This is a genomic window from Allosphingosinicella sp. (assembly GCF_036402135.1).
Taxonomy (GTDB): domain Bacteria; phylum Pseudomonadota; class Alphaproteobacteria; order Sphingomonadales; family Sphingomonadaceae; genus Allosphingosinicella.
Genome location: NZ_DASWTN010000007.1, coordinates 64,567 through 79,753 on the forward strand (window position 1 = coordinate 64,567; position 15,187 = coordinate 79,753).

At 62.7% G+C, this 15,187-nt stretch carries 12 protein-coding genes; 6 read left to right on the forward strand and 6 right to left on the reverse strand.

Going from position 1 to position 15,187, the window contains the following annotated elements; all coding sequences use genetic code 11:
- The first annotated feature begins 17 nt into the window (after window positions 1-17).
- Together VGD10_RS02260 and VGD10_RS02265 are read left to right on the forward strand one after the other, a co-directional pair.
- Window positions 18-2,327, forward strand: coding sequence for a VacB/RNase II family 3'-5' exoribonuclease (locus VGD10_RS02260; RefSeq protein ID WP_331039169.1), 2,310 nt, complete (start codon window positions 18-20; stop codon window positions 2,325-2,327).
- A 69-nt stretch (window positions 2,328-2,396) separates the two neighbouring features.
- Window positions 2,397-2,852 (forward strand): DoxX family protein, encoded by a 456-nt coding sequence (locus tag VGD10_RS02265; protein WP_331039170.1) that lies wholly within the window; start codon window positions 2,397-2,399, stop codon window positions 2,850-2,852.
- A 27-nt stretch (window positions 2,853-2,879) separates the two neighbouring features.
- On the opposite strand, the gene VGD10_RS02270 is transcribed toward VGD10_RS02265, so the two are convergent.
- Complete coding sequence (locus VGD10_RS02270; RefSeq protein WP_331039171.1) at window positions 2,880-3,500, reverse strand: LysE family translocator; 621 nt, start codon at window positions 3,498-3,500, stop codon at window positions 2,880-2,882.
- Window positions 3,501-3,581: 81 nt separating this feature from the next.
- Here VGD10_RS02270 and VGD10_RS02275 point away from each other — a divergent pair, with 81 nt between their 5' ends.
- Window positions 3,582-4,034 (forward strand): GNAT family N-acetyltransferase, encoded by a 453-nt coding sequence (locus VGD10_RS02275; RefSeq protein WP_331039172.1) that lies wholly within the window; start codon window positions 3,582-3,584, stop codon window positions 4,032-4,034.
- Here the strand turns inward: VGD10_RS02275 and dcd are convergent, their stop codons facing one another.
- Genes dcd through VGD10_RS02290 form a run of 3 tightly spaced genes read right to left on the reverse strand, consistent with a single transcriptional unit; the run spans window position 4,035 to window position 5,504 of the window.
- Window positions 4,035-4,589: a dCTP deaminase gene (dcd, locus tag VGD10_RS02280; RefSeq protein WP_331039173.1), complete on the reverse strand. Its 555-nt coding sequence runs from the start codon at window positions 4,587-4,589 to the stop codon at window positions 4,035-4,037.
- Window positions 4,589-4,999, reverse strand: coding sequence for a hypothetical protein (locus tag VGD10_RS02285; protein WP_331039174.1), 411 nt, complete (start codon window positions 4,997-4,999; stop codon window positions 4,589-4,591). Before VGD10_RS02285 ends, dcd begins: the two co-directional genes overlap by 1 nt.
- Window positions 5,000-5,039: 40 nt before the next feature.
- Complete coding sequence (locus VGD10_RS02290; RefSeq protein WP_331039175.1) at window positions 5,040-5,504, reverse strand: UPF0262 family protein; 465 nt, start codon at window positions 5,502-5,504, stop codon at window positions 5,040-5,042.
- Window positions 5,505-5,622: 118 nt separating this feature from the next.
- Here VGD10_RS02290 and VGD10_RS02295 point away from each other — a divergent pair, with 118 nt between their 5' ends.
- Complete coding sequence (locus VGD10_RS02295) at window positions 5,623-7,134, forward strand: replicative DNA helicase (RefSeq protein ID WP_331039176.1); 1,512 nt, start codon at window positions 5,623-5,625, stop codon at window positions 7,132-7,134.
- Here VGD10_RS02295 and astD read toward each other — a convergent pair.
- Together astD and VGD10_RS02305 are read right to left on the reverse strand one after the other, a co-directional pair.
- Window positions 7,131-8,558 (reverse strand): succinylglutamate-semialdehyde dehydrogenase, encoded by a 1,428-nt coding sequence (gene astD / locus VGD10_RS02300; RefSeq protein ID WP_331039177.1) that lies wholly within the window; start codon window positions 8,556-8,558, stop codon window positions 7,131-7,133. The two genes, VGD10_RS02295 and astD, sit on opposite strands and share 4 nt — an antisense overlap.
- Before the next feature lie 32 nt (window positions 8,559-8,590).
- Entirely contained in the window at window positions 8,591-9,988 is a 1,398-nt protein-coding gene (locus tag VGD10_RS02305) for a protein adenylyltransferase SelO family protein (RefSeq protein WP_331039178.1), read from the reverse strand.
- A gap of 144 nt (window positions 9,989-10,132) precedes the next feature.
- Here VGD10_RS02305 and VGD10_RS02310 point away from each other — a divergent pair, with 144 nt between their 5' ends.
- Together VGD10_RS02310 and VGD10_RS02315 are read left to right on the forward strand one after the other, a co-directional pair.
- Window positions 10,133-10,342 (forward strand): hypothetical protein, encoded by a 210-nt coding sequence (locus tag VGD10_RS02310; RefSeq protein ID WP_331039179.1) that lies wholly within the window; start codon window positions 10,133-10,135, stop codon window positions 10,340-10,342.
- A 69-nt stretch (window positions 10,343-10,411) separates the two neighbouring features.
- Window positions 10,412-14,560, forward strand: a complete 4,149-nt coding sequence (locus tag VGD10_RS02315; RefSeq protein WP_331039180.1) for an RHS repeat-associated core domain-containing protein — start codon at window positions 10,412-10,414, stop codon at window positions 14,558-14,560.
- Window positions 14,561-15,187 lie beyond the last annotated feature (627 nt).

Sequence of the window (15,187 nt, forward strand, 5' to 3'; positions counted from 1 at the left end):
GCGCCGAGAGGGAGTGGATGGCGAAACAAAGACGAACGGGGCTGCCGAGCCGCGAGCAGATACTGGAGTTTATCGAAGGCTCCGACCAGCCGGCGGGGAAGCGGGAGATCGCGCGCGCCTTCGGGCTTTCCGGCAATGACAAGATCGCGCTGAAACACCTGCTCCGCGACATGGGCGACGAGGGGCTGATCGACAGCGCCCCCGGCCGCGCATTCCACAAGATGGGCGGCGTTCCGAAGGTGACGGTGCTCCGCGTCGTCGATGTGGACGACAGCGGCACCGCCTGGGCCATTCCGGAACGCTGGGAAAGCGAGGCGCCGGAGCCGCGGCTGCGCCTGCAGGAGCGGGGGCGGAAGGGCGCGCTGGGCGTCGGTGATCGCGTGCTCGCCCGCACCGAGGAGAAGGGCAACGGCTATATCGCGCATCCGATGAAGAAGCTGCTGAAGGGCAGCGAACTCGTACTCGGCGTCGTCCACCAGGAGGGCGACAATTTCTGGCTGCGGCCGGTCGACAAGAAGGAGCGGCGGGAGCTTCCCATCTCCGACAAGGGCAAAGCGGAGGTCGGCGATCTCGTGCTGGCAGAGAAGACCGGTCGGCCGCCGCGCGTTTCGGCACGGGTGGATACCATTTTGGGCGATCCCTTCGCGCCGCGTAGCTTCAGCCTGATCGCGATCCACAAGCACGGCATTCCGCATGAATTTTCGGAAAGGGTGGTCGAGGAGGCGGAGCGGGTTTCGAAGCAGGATCTGGAGCCGCGCGAGGACCTGACTCACATTCCCATCGTCGCCATCGATCCGGCCGACGCGCGCGACCATGACGATGCGGTCTGGGCGGTTGCCGACGACGATCCCGCCAACGCCGGCGGGTGGAAGGCCATTGTCGCCATTGCGGACGTGAGCTTCTACGTCCGCCCGGGCTCGGCGCTGGACAAGGAGGCGCGGAATCGCGGCAACAGCGTCTATTTTCCCGACCGGGTCGTGCCGATGCTACCGGAGACCTTATCGGCCCATGTCTGCTCGCTGAAAGAAGGCGAGGACAGGGCCGCGCTCGTCTGCCACCTGCAGGTGAGCCGGGAGGGGCAGCTCAAAAGCTGGCGCTTCAGCCGCGCCCGCGTCCGGATCGCCGCCAATATCGCTTATGAGGATGCGCAGGCGGCGATCGATGCGTCGTTGGGACAGGAGCGGACGGAGGTCGCGTCCAGCCCTTGCGCGATGCCGGAGCTGGAAGGCGGCGAGCCGCCGGTGCCGCAAGAGCTTGTCGAAGGCACGTTGAAGCCGCTCTGGGCCTGCTGGAACGCGATGTACAAGGCGCGGGAGAAAAGGGCGCCTCTGGATCTCGACCTTCCCGAACGGCGGGTGATGCTGGACGAGAAAGGCCGCATCCTTTCGGTCGCGCCGCGCGAGCGGCTCGACGCCCACAAGCTGATCGAGGATTATATGATCGCTGCCAATGTCGCAGCGGCCAAAGCGTTGGAGGCGAAGAAGGCGCCGGTCATGTACCGCGACCATGAACCGCCGAGCCGCGAGAAGCTGGTGGCGCTGAAGGATTATCTGAAGACCTTCGAGATCGAGTTCGCGCTCGGGCAGGTGGTGCGGCCGTCCACCTTCAACCGTATCATCGAGCGGGTCGGTGAGGTCGACTTCAAGCCGCAGGTGATGGAGCAGATCCTCCGCACGCAGACGCAGGCTTATTACTCCCCCGAGAACCATGGCCATTTCGGGCTGGCGCTTGGCTCCTACGCCCATTTCACGAGCCCTATCCGCCGTTATTCGGACCTTGTCGTCCATCGCTCGCTGGTCCGCGCCTACGGCCTTGGCGAGGGCGGCCTCACCGACCAGGAGGCGGATGCGATGGAGGTGACGGGCGAGCTCATCTCACAGCATGAGCGCCGCGCGATGGAAGCGGAGCGGGAGACGATCGACCGCTATGTCGCCGCCTATCTGTCGGAGCGGATTGGCGACCTTGTCGATTGCCGGATCACCGGCGTGCAGGCGTTCGGCTTCTTCGCGACGGTGGAGGGGCTAGGCGGTGATGGACTGGTGCCGGTCTCGACATTGGGCTCCGATTATTTCCGCTATGACGAGAAGAGCCAGACTCTCACCGGCGACGACACCGGCGTCGAATTCGCGCCCGGGCAGCGGCTGAAGCTCCGGCTTGCAGAGGCCAATCCGGTGAGCGGCGGCCTGCGCTTCGAACTCCCCGACGCGCCTGCCTCTCCCGCCCGACGCACCGTCCGGCGTGACGGGCGCGGCAAAGCGGAGGAGAAGAGGACGCAAGGGAAGCGGGGGCGCCCCTCCAATATCCGCCACAAGGGCGGCAGGCGCTAAGTTCTTCCGGCAGCGTTGCAAAGTCATCAACGGCGGTTTGCCGTCCGGCGCGGTTTTCAAAATCCATTTATGATGTCATTCTTCCCGTTCATCAGAAGGGGGACAAGCATGAGTTTTTTCAATTCGGCTTCGCGCTATCAGCCGCACCTGCTCGGCATCTTGCGGATCATGACGGGCTTGCTGTTCATGCAGCATGGCCTGGTGAAGCTGTTCGGCTTCCCGGCTGGCGCCCTGCCTGGGAAGGTGCCGCTGATGGGGCTTATGGGCGTTGCCGGGATCATCGAGGCGGTCGGCTGTCTCCTGATCGTCCTCGGCCTGTTAACCCGGCCCGTTGCTTTCATCGCCGCCGGCTTCTGTGCCGTCGCCTACTGGATGGCGCACGGGCCTCAGAACTTCTTCCCGATCCTCAACGGAGGCGAGTTGGCAGCCCTCTACTGCTTCGTCTTCTTGTATTTCGTCGCAGCTGGCCCCGGCGCGTTCAGCATCGACGGAGCACGGGAGCGAACAGCAGCCACCACTGATTGACCGGTCTGCCGTACGTGCCTCGTTTAGTCAGGCGCGCTGGGTGATCAGCTTCACGCCGAAGCCCGCGAGCAGGGTGCCGATACCGCGTTCTATCCAGGCGCCGAAGCGCTGATAGACGGAGCGCGCCTTTTGGGTTGAAAGCAGGAAACTCACGGCACCGTACCAGAGGATTTCGATCAGGAAGCCTCCGCCGACGATGGCGCCCTTGGCCCAGAGGGCGGTGCCCGCCGGAATGGCAAGGGCATAGAGGCCGATGAAGAAGGCGATACTCTTGGGATTGGCGAGCGATACGACGAGCGCTGCCCTGAACGCCTGCCAGTTGGTAGAGGCATGGACGGGCGCCTCGCTGTCCGCTTGCTTCGGTGTCTGCCACGCCTTGATGCCCAGATAGATGAGGTAGCAGCCGCCGCCAATCTGAATAAGGCGAGCAAGCCAGCCCACCTGGTCCAGCAGAACCGCAAGCCCCGTCATCGTTAGGCAAGCGTAGAAAGTTGCGCCGACGGCGATGCCCAATGTCGCGGCAAAACCGGCCGAACGGGAGTTCGCCATCGCTAGGCGCGACACGAGAGCGAAATTAGGCCCGGGGCTGATCGCCACCGCGAGATAGATGGAAAGCGTCGTTATGACGATGGCCAGGTCCGAATTCACCAGCGGCTCCCTTGGTTACGTCACCGTTCTAGACAGTCTCAGCCCCGGCGCATAGAGGCGCGGAAAAGGGGAGGAAGGTCAGTGGCAGTAAGCGTAAGACAAGCCTTGATCGGGGATGTGGAGCGGCTGGCGCCGCTGTTCGACGGCTACCGGCAATTCTACGGCAAAACATCCGATCTGCCGCTGGCGCGCCAATTCCTGCTGGAGCGTTTCCAGCATAGCCAATCCGTGCTCTTCGTCGCCGAGGCGGAAGGAGAGGCGGTCGGCTTCACGCAGCTTTACCCCAGCTTCTCCTCCGTCAGAGCTGCCCGGATCTACATTCTGAACGATCTGTTCGTCGCGCCTGCGCATCGTAAAGCGGGTGCGGCAGCCGCCTTGCTCGACGCCGCGGCCGCCTTTGTAAAGACGATGGGTGCCGCGGGGCTGAATCTATCGACCGCAGTCGACAATGTCCGAGCGCAGCGTCTGTACGAGAGCGTAGGATGGGTGCGGGAGACGAACTTCTACACCTATTCGCTGAACCTGCAGCGATAGCTAAAGCTTCGGCAGGGTGACGCCGCGCTGGCCCATATATTTGCCGGCGCGGTCGGCATAGCTCGTCTCGCAGGGCTCGTTGCCCTGGAGGAAGAGGAACTGGCAGGCGCCTTCATTGGCGTAGACCTTGGCGGGGAGGGGCGTCGTGTTGGAAAATTCGAGCGTCACATGCCCTTCCCAGCCGGGCTCCAGCGGCGTCACGTTCACGATGATGCCGCAGCGGGCGTAGGTCGATTTGCCGAGGCAGATGACGAGCACGTCCCGCGGCACACGGAAATACTCCACGGTGCGGGCGAGCGCGAAGCTGTTCGGCGGGATGATGCAGCAATCGGTCTTCCGGTCGACGAAGCTGTTCGCGGCGAAATCCTTCGGGTCGACGATGGCATTGTCGACATTGGTGAAAATCTTGAATTCGTCGGCGACGCGCGCGTCATAGCCGTAGCTAGACAGGCCGTAGCTGATCGTTCCTTCGCGGCGCTGGCCGTCCACGAACGGCTCGATCATGCCGTTCGCCTCCGCCTGCTCGCGGATCCACTTGTCCGACATAATAGACATCAGCCGCTCCGCCCCACTTCCCGGCCGCCGCAGCCGTCCATCGTCCGGCCGCTCAGATACACCTTCACCCGATCCTGATAGGCGCGGCCGCCGGTCGAGCAGGGGCCTTTTCGCGCCTCGATCGAGATCGCCATCGTGCCTTCGCCCGAATCCCAGCGGCGGACGCCGTTCAGCTCCTTCGGCAGGACGCGGGGGTAATCGTAGCTGGCAAGCTCCCCGTCCGCGCGGCCGCCCGAGGGGCCGGTGGTGAGCACGATCCGATCATCGCCGATCGCGACCAGCCAGAAGGGATCGTGGCTGATCGCGCCGTAGCGGTAGTTCTTGACCGGCGCATAGACCTCTTCCGCCGGGCTCGCGCAGCCGGCGATGAGAACGAGTGGGAGAAGAGCGGCATGCTTCATCGCGGCCAAGCTTGCTCCGGAAGCCGCGCCTTCGGCAAGTCCCCGACGATTATTTTATGTGGAGAACACAGATGAGGGTGAAAAGACGGCGCGCGGTGTCGAAGTCCATCGCGATCTTGCCGTCGAGACATTCCATCAGGAGATCGGCGGCATCGTTGTGGACGGCGCGGCGGGCCATGTCGATCGTCTCGAGGCCAGCCGGGCTGTCAGCGCGAACGGCTTTGAAGTAGCTTTCGCAGATTGCGAAATAGTCGCGGATAGTGCGGCGGAAGCGGGCAAGGCCGAGGCGCACCGTTTCCAGCGGCTGATCTTCTTCGTTCTTCAGGTCGATGGCGAGCCGGTTGTCCTCGACGCGGAGCAGGATTCGGAACGGTCCTTCATGCCCTTCGGGCGCGAAGTGATTGCCCTCGAGAAGGTCGAAGATAGCGACCTTCCGCTCCCGCTCGATATCCTCGCTCCGCCGGATGATTGTGCGGTCGTCGAGCTGGACGTCGATGATGCGCGGATCGGCCATTCGTGAACCTGTTTAGCGGCGGAGGTGCCGCTTATCCACATGCTATCCACGCAATCGGCCCCGGAAGAATGTTTCGTTACGGCTATGAGTTGAGGGGTAGTGGGCGTAGAACTCCCACATGGTCACACCCTTAGCCCTTGTCGAGCCGCAAAGCCCGGAAGCACCCGTCCTGCCACAGAATGTGGAGGCGGAGGCGGCTTTGCTCGGCGCACTGATGATCGACAACCGGCTGGCCGAGGACATCCAGCTGAAGCTTCGGCCGGACCATTTCTTCGAGCCGCTGCACGGGCGCATCTACGAACAGATACTGAAGCTCATCGATCGCAACATGATCGCGTCGCCGGTGACGCTCCGGCCGCTGTTCGAGGCGGACGAGGAGATGAAGGAGCTTGGCGGGCCGGCCTATCTCGCCCAGCTGACCGGCTCGGGCGCCGCGATCATCGGTGCGCGAGACTTTGCCGACCAGATTTACGAGTTGGCCCTGCTCCGCGCGCTGATAGGCGTGGGCCGCGAAATGGTCGAGAACGCGCTGGACACCAGCGAGGAAGTCGATCCCAAGGGCCAGATCGAGGCGGCGGAAAGCGCGCTCTATCGCGTCGCGGAAGAAGGCGGCGGCGAGGGCACGGTCAAAAGCTTCGCGCAGGCCACGAAGATGGCCGTGCAGATGGCGGAGAAGGCGCTTAACACGGGCGGCGGCCTGTCGGGCGTCACGACGGGGCTCGATAGCGTCAACGCCAAGACCGGCGGCCTTCACCATTCCGACCTTCTGATCCTCGCCGGACGTCCGGGCATGGGCAAGACCTCGCTCGCTACCAACATCGCTTTTAACGCGGCGCAGCGTTTCGTGCGCGACATGGAGGACGGCATTGCGCCGGAAAAGTCGGCAGGCGCGCCGGTCGCCTTCTTCAGCCTGGAAATGTCGTCCGATCAGTTGGCGACGCGTATTCTTTCCGAGCAGTCGGGGATCAGCTCCGAGAATCTCCGTATGGGCAAGATCAGCCAGCAGGATTTCCGCAACCTCGCCCGCGCCGCGGCGGAACTTGAGAATCTGCCGCTCTATATCGACGACACGCCGGGTCTCACCATCGCCGCACTTCGTACGCGTGCACGGCGGTTGAAGCGGCAGAAGGGGATCGGCTTCATCGTGGTTGACTATCTCCAGCTGCTCCAAGGCAGCGGCAAGGGCGGCGATGCCAACCGCGTGCAGGAAATTTCGGAGATCAGCCGGGGTCTCAAGACATTGGCAAAGGAATTGAACGTGCCGGTGCTTGCGCTCTCGCAGCTCAGCCGCGCGGTTGAACAGCGCGAGGACAAGAGGCCGCAGCTCTCCGACCTTCGCGAATCCGGCTCGATCGAGCAGGACGCCGACATCGTGCTCTTCGTCTATCGCGAGGAATATTATGTCCAATCGCGCGAACCTAAACGGCCCGGTCCGGACGACAACGCTGACGTTCATTCAAAACATGAAGAGTGGGCCCGCGAGATGAATCAGGTTTATGGACTCTCTGAGCTGATCATCGCCAAGCAGCGCCACGGCGCCACCGGCAAGGTGAAGCTAAGGTTCGAAAGCAATATCACCCGCTTCTCGGATTATATCGAGGACAGCTACCTGCCCGAAGCGCGGGGTTAATCCTCGATCAGGTTGGGGTCGCGGAGGCCGGGCGCGATCGAGGCGCGGGCGAGCTCTCCGGTCACCGAGGTGACGGGATAGGCGCAATAATCGGCGGCGTAATAGGCGCTGGGACGGTGATTGCCGCTGAGGCCGACGCCGCCGAAGGGGGCATTTGAGGGCGCGCCGTTGGTGGGCTTGTTCCAGTTGATGACGCCGGCGCGGACGCAGGCCCAGAATTTGTCATATTGCTTCGGGGTGCCGCCGATCAGGGAGGCTGCGAGGCCGTAACGGGTGTTGTTCGCCTCGGAGATGGCGGCGTCGAAGTCGGGCACGCGGATGATTTGGAGCACCGGGCCGAACAATTCCTCGTCGGGGCGGTCCGCAACGTCCGTCACGTCGATGATGGCGGGGGTGAGGAAGGGCTTGTCCGTCTGCGGGCGTTCCAGCGGCTTGATGACGCGGCCGCCGTTTCTTTCGAGCTCCGCAAGAGCCCGCTGGAGCTGGTCGGCGGCGGCATTGTCGATCACCGGGCCCATGAAGGGCGCGGGCTTTGCGTGCGGCTGATCGACGATCAGGCGTTCGGTCAGCTTGCGGATTGCCTCGACCAGCGGCTCGTGTTTGCCGTCGCAGACGATCAGGCGGCGCGCGGCCGTGCAGCGCTGGCCGGCGCTTAGGTAGGCCGACTGGACCGCGATAGCCGCGGCGGGATCGATTTCAGTCTTGTCCCAGATGACGAGCGGGTTGTTACCGCCAAGCTCCAGCGCCAGGATCTTGTGCGGCGTGTCGGCGAACTGGCGATGGAGCGCTTGTCCCGCACGCGCCGAGCCGGTGAATAGCAGGCCGTCAATGTCGGAATGCGCGGCGAGCGCCTTGCCTTGCTCCGGCCCACCCTGGAGGCAGCGGACGGCGCCTTCTGGCACACCCGAACGGTGGAAGAGGTCGACGAGAAACGCGCCCACCGCCGGCGTCTTTTCGGACGGTTTGAACACGACCGCGTTGCCCGCGATCAGCGCCGGAACGATATGGCCGTTCGGCAAGTGCGCCGGGAAATTGTAGGGGCCGAGCACCGCCAGCACGCCATGCGGCTTGTGACGGACGCGGACCTTGGCGCCGAGCGCGCCTTCCGAGCGGCGCTGCGGCGTGCGGTCGTTATAGGCGGAGATCGAGATCTCGACCTTGCTGATGACCGCCTCCACCTCCGTCGCGGCTTCCCAGAGCGGCTTTCCGGTTTCGCGGGCGATGAGGTCGGCGAACCGGTTCTTGCTGATCAGCACTTCGTTCGCGAAGCGGCGTAGCGTCTCCATGCGAAAGGTGACGGATTTCGACGCCCATTCTTGAAAGGCCGCGCGGGCGGCGCGGACTTCGGCGTCTGCATCGCCTACCTCGCCCGTCCAGAGTTCCTTGCCGGTTGCGGGTTCGGTGGAGACGAGGGTTTCAGCCATGGGCGGCCTAATGGGTCGCGCGCTGCCGCCGGTCAAGCGCCGGCCATAGCCTCACCCATCCGGCGGATCGCAGTGACCTTGTCGTGGAGCGCGGACCAGTCATCAGCCTCGTCGATACGGGACCAGATCGCCTCGACCTCTTCGATATGCATTAAGCAGGGTTCGGGATCGGACCAGTAGGGATGGTCCAAGGGAATGGCGGGTTCGTACGCTGCAACGAGGGTCCGGAACGCTCCGAAGCCGCTACCGTCATAGAAATCCGAAGGAGCACGAAGGCGGCCGCCCCGCCAGTCGAAGAAGAAGCGGTCGATAAGGACCGTTTTTTCGGAGAGGGCCGTTTCGATGGCGATGAGGAGTTGAGTATTTTCCTCGGTGCCTCGCGGCCTGACGCCGAGGCGCTGGCAGATATGGGTCTGAAGTTCGGCCTGAAAAGCCGACGGGAATGCCTCCAGGGTTGGAGTTAGACTTTCGGCCGGCGTGATCGTGCGCAGCGCGCCGGCGAGCTGGGCGAGGTCCCAGTAGATCGCCTCCGGCTGGCGGCCGAACGCGTAAAGGCCGGCATGGTCGAAATAGGCGGCGGTGAAGGCGCCGTCCCAATAAGGCGTGAAGCGCCACGGCCCGTAATCGAAGCTTTCGGAGGTGATCGCGATATTGTCCGAATTGAGGACGCCGTGCACGAAACCCGCGGTGATGTAGGAAGCCGCCAGCCGGGCCGCCATCCGCGTGACATGACCGAGAAGTCGCCCCGGCGCGGCCTCATCCGCGGCGTCCACATCCACCTCACCGTAATAATGGCGGAGGCAGTAGGCGGTGAGGGCGCGCATCTCGTCGGCGAGGTCGTAAAAAGCGAGGCGCTGGAAGGTGCCGATCCGGATGTGGCTGTACTGCAGGCGGACAAGGACGGCGCCGCGGGTGGGGGAGGGCTCGTCGTTCCGCTCCAGCGCCTCGCCTGTTTCGATCAGGGAGAAGGTCTTGGAGGTTTCGACGCCGAGCGCCTCCAGCATTTCGGTGGCGAGGATCTCGCGGACGCCGCCTTTCAGCGTCAGCCGGCCGTCGCCGAAGCGGCTGTAGGGCGTTTGCCCGGAGCCTTTGGTGCCGAGATCGAGCAGCCGGCCATCGCCGTCGCGAAGCTGCGCGAAAAGGAAACCCCGGCCGTCGCCGATGTCCGGATTGTACACGCGGAACTGGTGCCCGTGATAGCGGAGCGCCAGCGGCTCCGGCAGGTTATCCGGTAGCGGAGCGAACCGCCCGAAATGCCGCACCCATTCCTCGTCGCTGAGGTCCCCCAGTCCCATAGCCGGGGCCCAGCGGTCGTTGCGAAAGCGGAGGATCCTCTGCGGGAAATCGGCAGCCTTGACCGGGTCGTAAAACGCATCGCCCAGCGCGAGAATGGCGGGATCGGGGCGGTAGGGAGAAGACGGAGAGTTCATGCGGTGGAGAACGATCTTAGCCGCGCGCGGGACCAGGGGCAGCAAAAATAAACCAAACCGGTAAAACTTTGCCTTTGCAAAATAGGATTTCAGGTGTTTTCTATTTGTTCCTGAGGCCGACTCAATGGCTGCGGGAGACGAGACATGAAGACATTTGGAGCCGCATTGCTCGCGGCCGCGACCGCCGTGGCAAGCTGCGCCGCCCCGGCCTTTGCGGCGGAGACGATCACCTACAGCTACGACGTCCATGGACGGCTGGTGAAGGTCGAGCGGCAGGGGACGGTGAACAGCGGCAAGGTCACCACCTACACGATCGACAAGGCGGACAACCGCGCCAGCAAGACGACGAATTAGGCAGTCGCGGACACCACCGCGGCACCTCGCTCCCGTAAGCGGGAGGACAAAAGACATGGAGATTGAGACATGAAAACGTCCGTAATTCGGGCGGCGGGGCTCTGCGCCCTGCTCGCCGACACCGCCCTTTCCACCGCGGCCCTCGCACAGAGCGTGCAGCCGGCTTTCCGCTATGTCGACGAGAATGGCGTTGATCTTACGCATGGCGATTTCGTGCTCAACTTCACGGAGGCCACCGTAGGCGGCGGCGCGAACGCATTGGCGCTTGTCCGCCGATCCGTGGATTCTAACGGCAGCCAGTGGGACAATATCTCCCTTACCGACCATAGCGGGACGACGGCGCAGGTGCTGATCACCTTCGTCGACCGCACGGAGAGGTTCATCGTCGGCAGCGGCCCGACCTACACCTCGACTGCAGCCAATGGGGCAACTCTGAAGAACGTGAGCGGCGTGTTCGAGCACAAGGCGGCGGACGGGACCGTCACCGTGTTCGGGCAAACCAGCGCCCTCATGAGCGTGCGCAGGCTACCCACCTCGATGAGCACGCCGGACGGGCAGAGCGTGACGCTGACCTGGGCGAGCAGCTGCGGCACCGGTTGCCCGACCGGCGACTATCTGGAGAGCATCGACAATGACAGCGGCTACGCCATTGTCTTTTCGTATGGCCTGATCGGCGGCGCCCACAGACGTACAGGCGCTGCGTTGCTTAATTTGACCTCGCTCACCTCGGCAGAAAATGTCAGCTACGCCTACTCGTCAGCTAACGTCGTCGAGGTGACGACGCCCGAGAACCGCATCTGGCGCTTCACGGGCAATGGGACGGAAGTGACTGGTATCCGCCGCCCGGGCAGCAGCACGGACAATGCCTCAATCAGCTATACGAGCGGCAAGGTAAGCTCGGTGACGCGCGACGGCATCACCCACAGCTATGCGCGGCTGGTTACGCCGCCGACGGGAAGCGATCCGGAGATCGCGCAGACGACGCGGACCGATCCGGAAGGCGGGCAACGTATCGTGAAATCCGACATGAGCTTCGGCCGCGCCTATTACGACCAAAACGAACGCGGCTTTGCGCGCCTATTCGGTCATGACACTTCGGGTCGTCTGACCCGGATCACGGAACCGGAAGGCAATTATGTCGAATTCACGCGCGATGGGCGCGGCAACGTCACCCGCACTGAGACAGTGAGCAAGCCCGGCACCTTCCTGCCGACGATGGTAACTTATGCCACCTATACGGCGACCTGCACCGACACGTCGGCAATCTGCAACCAGCCGCTCACGACCACCGACGAGCGGGGGCAGGTGACGGAATATGAATATGACAGCAATCACGGCGGCGTCACCAAGATTACGGCGCCGGCCATGCCCAACGGTGTGCGGCCGCAGACCCGCTATGGTTACGCGCTTAATAACGGCATCTACGAACCGGCGTGGGTTTCTGCTTGCCGGACCGGGCCAAGCGAAGCTTCGTGCGCCGGCACATCGGATGAGAGGCGGATCGAGTTCGGTTACGACCCGCGCGGCAACGTGACGAGCATGACCAGCCGAAGCGGCAACACCGCCGGAGGAGGATCGGTCAGTTCGACGCAGAACCTCACCTACAATCTACGGGGCGACCTGACGAGCGTGGACGGGCCGCTTGCGGGGACCGCCGACACGATCGCCTACCGCTACAATGCGGCGCGGGAACTGGTGGGCACCATCTCACCCGATCCCGACGGTGCGGGGCCGCTCCTTCACCGCGCGGACCGGAACGTGATCGACGCGAACGGGCTCCTTACAAGGGTCGAAACCGGTGTCGTCACCGCCCAGACCGACACGGCCTGGGCGGCGTTTAGCGCCCTTGAGACCGTAGAGATCGGATATGATGCGAACAGCCGCCCCATCACACAGGCGCTGAAGGGCTATGACGGCATCGTCCGCGCCTTCACCCAGACGGGTTACGACAATCTTGGGCGGGTGAAGTGCAGCGCGCTGCGCATGGCCCCCGCCGCCGGCAGCGCTTCGCACGACGCCTGCGATGCGCAGGCGAGCGGAGCAACCGCGCCCGACCGCGTGACGAAGATGCATTACGATGCAGCAGGGCAGGTGACGGAGGTGGAAACTGGTTTCGACACCACCGACGTGCGGAGCGAAACGGCCGCCACCTATACGAGCAACGGCAAGATCGAGACGTTGGCCGACGCGGAGGGGAACAAAACCAGCTACGCCTATGACGGCCACGACCGGCTGAAGAAGACCAGCTATCCTTCCACGGCCAGGGGTTCCGGCAACAGCTCCAGCACCGATTATGAGGAACTGACCTATGAGGCGCTGACCCTGGGCGGGATCGCCCGCACGTCGCCGCTGGTCGCTTCAGTCCGCCTCCGCGACGGGCAGAGCATCGCCTTCAGCTACGACAATCTATCGCGCCTGATACTGAAGGATGTTCCGAACGTCGCCTATGCGGAATCTGACATCAGCTACGCCTACGACAATCTGGGGCAGGTGGCGCAGATCGGTGCGCTGTCGAATGCAAACCGCTCAATCAGCTACACCTATGATGCCATTGGCCGCCAGACGGGGGAGACGAGCCTGTTTGGCACCAAGGCGATGCAATATGATGCAGCCGGCCGGCTGACGCAGCTTGCCTATCCGGGATCGCCGTTCTTCGTCGATTACGAGCATCTGGTCACCGGCGAGGTGACGAAGATCCGGGAAAATGGCGCCACGTCCGGCGTGGGCGTGCTCGCCACCTTGGCGTATGACGATCTCGGCCGCCGCGTATCGCTGACGCGCGGCAACGGCACGCAGACGAACTACGCCTACGATCCGGTTTCGCGCCTGTCGACGCTGACGCAGGACATTGGCGGTTCGGGCACGGCCTACGACCTGACGCTCGGCTTCAGCTACAATGCGGCGTCGCAGATCATCTCGAACAGCCGGGACAATGTGGCTTATTCGTTCGCTCCGCCTTCAGAGGCTGTGGCGACGACACATGACGGGCTGAATCGGATCGCGGCGCATGGCGGCATCGCTGCCACCCACGACCCGCGCGGGAACCTGATGTCGGTGGGCGGGCGGACGTTCGCCTATACGAGCGAGAACTGGCTTGCCGAGGCGTTTCCGGATGCGCTCGCCTACGATGCTGCGGGGCGGCTCCAGCAGCTTGCGACGGGGGCTTCGGCGACGCGGTTCGACTATGCGGGTCTCGACCTCATTGCCGAATATGACGCGAACAACCTCCTGAAGAAGCGCTACGTGCACGGGCCGGGCATGGACGAGCCGCTGGTGCAGTATGATTATGACAGCGCCGGCAATGCGGCGCGGCGCTTCCTTCATGTCGACGAGCGGGGATCGATCGTCGCCCATACCGACAGCACTGGCGGGATCCTCCACACTTTGAGCTACGACGAGTTCGGAGCGCCGGCGGCTACGAACCAGTCGCGCTTCCAATATACCGGCCAGACATGGCTGCCGGAGGTGGGGCTGTATTACTACAAGAACCGCATGTACGACCCGAAGCTCGGCCGCTTCCTGCAGCCGGACCCGATCGAGTACGAAGCCGGCATGAACCTCTACGCCTATGTGAAGGGGGATCCGGTGAACTTGAAGGACCCGCTGGGGTTGTTGCCGGGGGATTGCGCAAATGGTTCTTGCGAACCTTTCACCGTGGGCGGGGGCTCAGGCCTTACCGGAGGAACTTCCTTTGGTAGCTGGTTCAATGGCAGAATTCAGCTCGACATGCCCATGGACGGCGGTGGTGGCGGAGGTGGCGGCGAAGGCCCGGCCCATAATTATCCTCTAGAGGAGCCGCTAACGAAACAAAATACCCAGTGTACAATCACACAAGTTGCATATGCGCTTAACTTCTACGCTATCCCTGGTGCCGACGGTGCAAAAACGCCGGGTCAAAGCTATAAAGTAAGCCCTACGGCTTACCTGGGTGGCGGTTGGGAAATAAATATCAATTGGAACATCGGCCATGTAAGATTTTTGAGCACGAATGGCGGCTTGAGCGTGTCGAATGTTACTCAGGCTGACCACTTACTCCATAGTGGACGAGTGGATATGAACATCGTCGGTTCCCAAAGCTCCGGGTTTAGCATACAAGGTCGAGGATATGGAACGAACACTAGTGGATGGCTAGCAGCCGCTAACCAAAAATTAGGACCGTCAATATTCGCGCAACAATTTTCAAAGATGAAAGATGCCTTAAAGCAATGCGGTGGGTGATCATGGCAGCTATTCCGGTACTTTTCTCGTGTGGAAGTGGATCCAAAGATTTAATCGATCGGGCACCGTTCTCCCATCAATCCTGTTCACTGGATGAGAACTCTATTGCTAGAATTCCAAGAATATTAGAGGATTTTAGTCAAGAAAACTCATTTTCCTATAAGAAGGTCTTGATCAAAGATCCGCTGGAGTATTCAATAATATTATCGAGAAGTGACATGAATATCTCATTTATATCTAGTGGACTGGGCCGAGCAAGTTATATGACTGGAGTGGCGAGGGAAGAAGTTTCCGAAGAGCAGATGGCTTTATTCACGAAGGCAGTTGGTCGCATTCCCGGAAAGTGCAAGTCTCAATAAGATGAGCATGCCGCGAGTGGTTGCGTAGACCCAAAAAATAACGGAAAAATGTTCTGTTCGCTTTAAGAGCCGGAGCCATAGGAGCTGGCGCAAACGCGTCGGCTCCTTTTTTTAGCTCGCCACCTTGGCTTATGACGCTCTCGGCCGCCGCACGAAACCGGCGCGCTCCAACGGCATCGTCACGAACTACGCCTATGATGCCGCTTCGCGTCTGTCGTCGCTTGCCCATGATGCGGGTAACGGGGCGGCTTACGACCTGGAACTGGGC

What these genes read in the sequence shown, in the direction of transcription:
- VGD10_RS02290 (WP_331039175.1), bottom strand. Translation starts at nt 5,504, where the DNA reads ATGGCCGATCCGCGCATCATCGACGTCCAGCTCGACGACCGCACAATC.
- dcd (WP_331039173.1), bottom strand. Translation starts at nt 4,589, where the DNA reads ATGTCTATTATGTCGGACAAGTGGATCCGCGAGCAGGCGGAGGCGAAC.
- VGD10_RS02265 (WP_331039170.1), top strand. Translation starts at nt 2,397, where the DNA reads ATGATGTCATTCTTCCCGTTCATCAGAAGGGGGACAAGCATGAGTTTT.
- VGD10_RS02315 (WP_331039180.1), top strand. Translation starts at nt 10,412, where the DNA reads ATGAAAACGTCCGTAATTCGGGCGGCGGGGCTCTGCGCCCTGCTCGCC.
- VGD10_RS02295 (WP_331039176.1), top strand. Translation starts at nt 5,623, where the DNA reads ATGGTCACACCCTTAGCCCTTGTCGAGCCGCAAAGCCCGGAAGCACCC.
- VGD10_RS02260 (WP_331039169.1), top strand. Translation starts at nt 18, where the DNA reads ATGGCGAAACAAAGACGAACGGGGCTGCCGAGCCGCGAGCAGATACTG.
- astD (WP_331039177.1), bottom strand. Translation starts at nt 8,558, where the DNA reads ATGGCTGAAACCCTCGTCTCCACCGAACCCGCAACCGGCAAGGAACTC.
- VGD10_RS02310 (WP_331039179.1), top strand. Translation starts at nt 10,133, where the DNA reads ATGAAGACATTTGGAGCCGCATTGCTCGCGGCCGCGACCGCCGTGGCA.
- VGD10_RS02305 (WP_331039178.1), bottom strand. Translation starts at nt 9,988, where the DNA reads ATGAACTCTCCGTCTTCTCCCTACCGCCCCGATCCCGCCATTCTCGCG.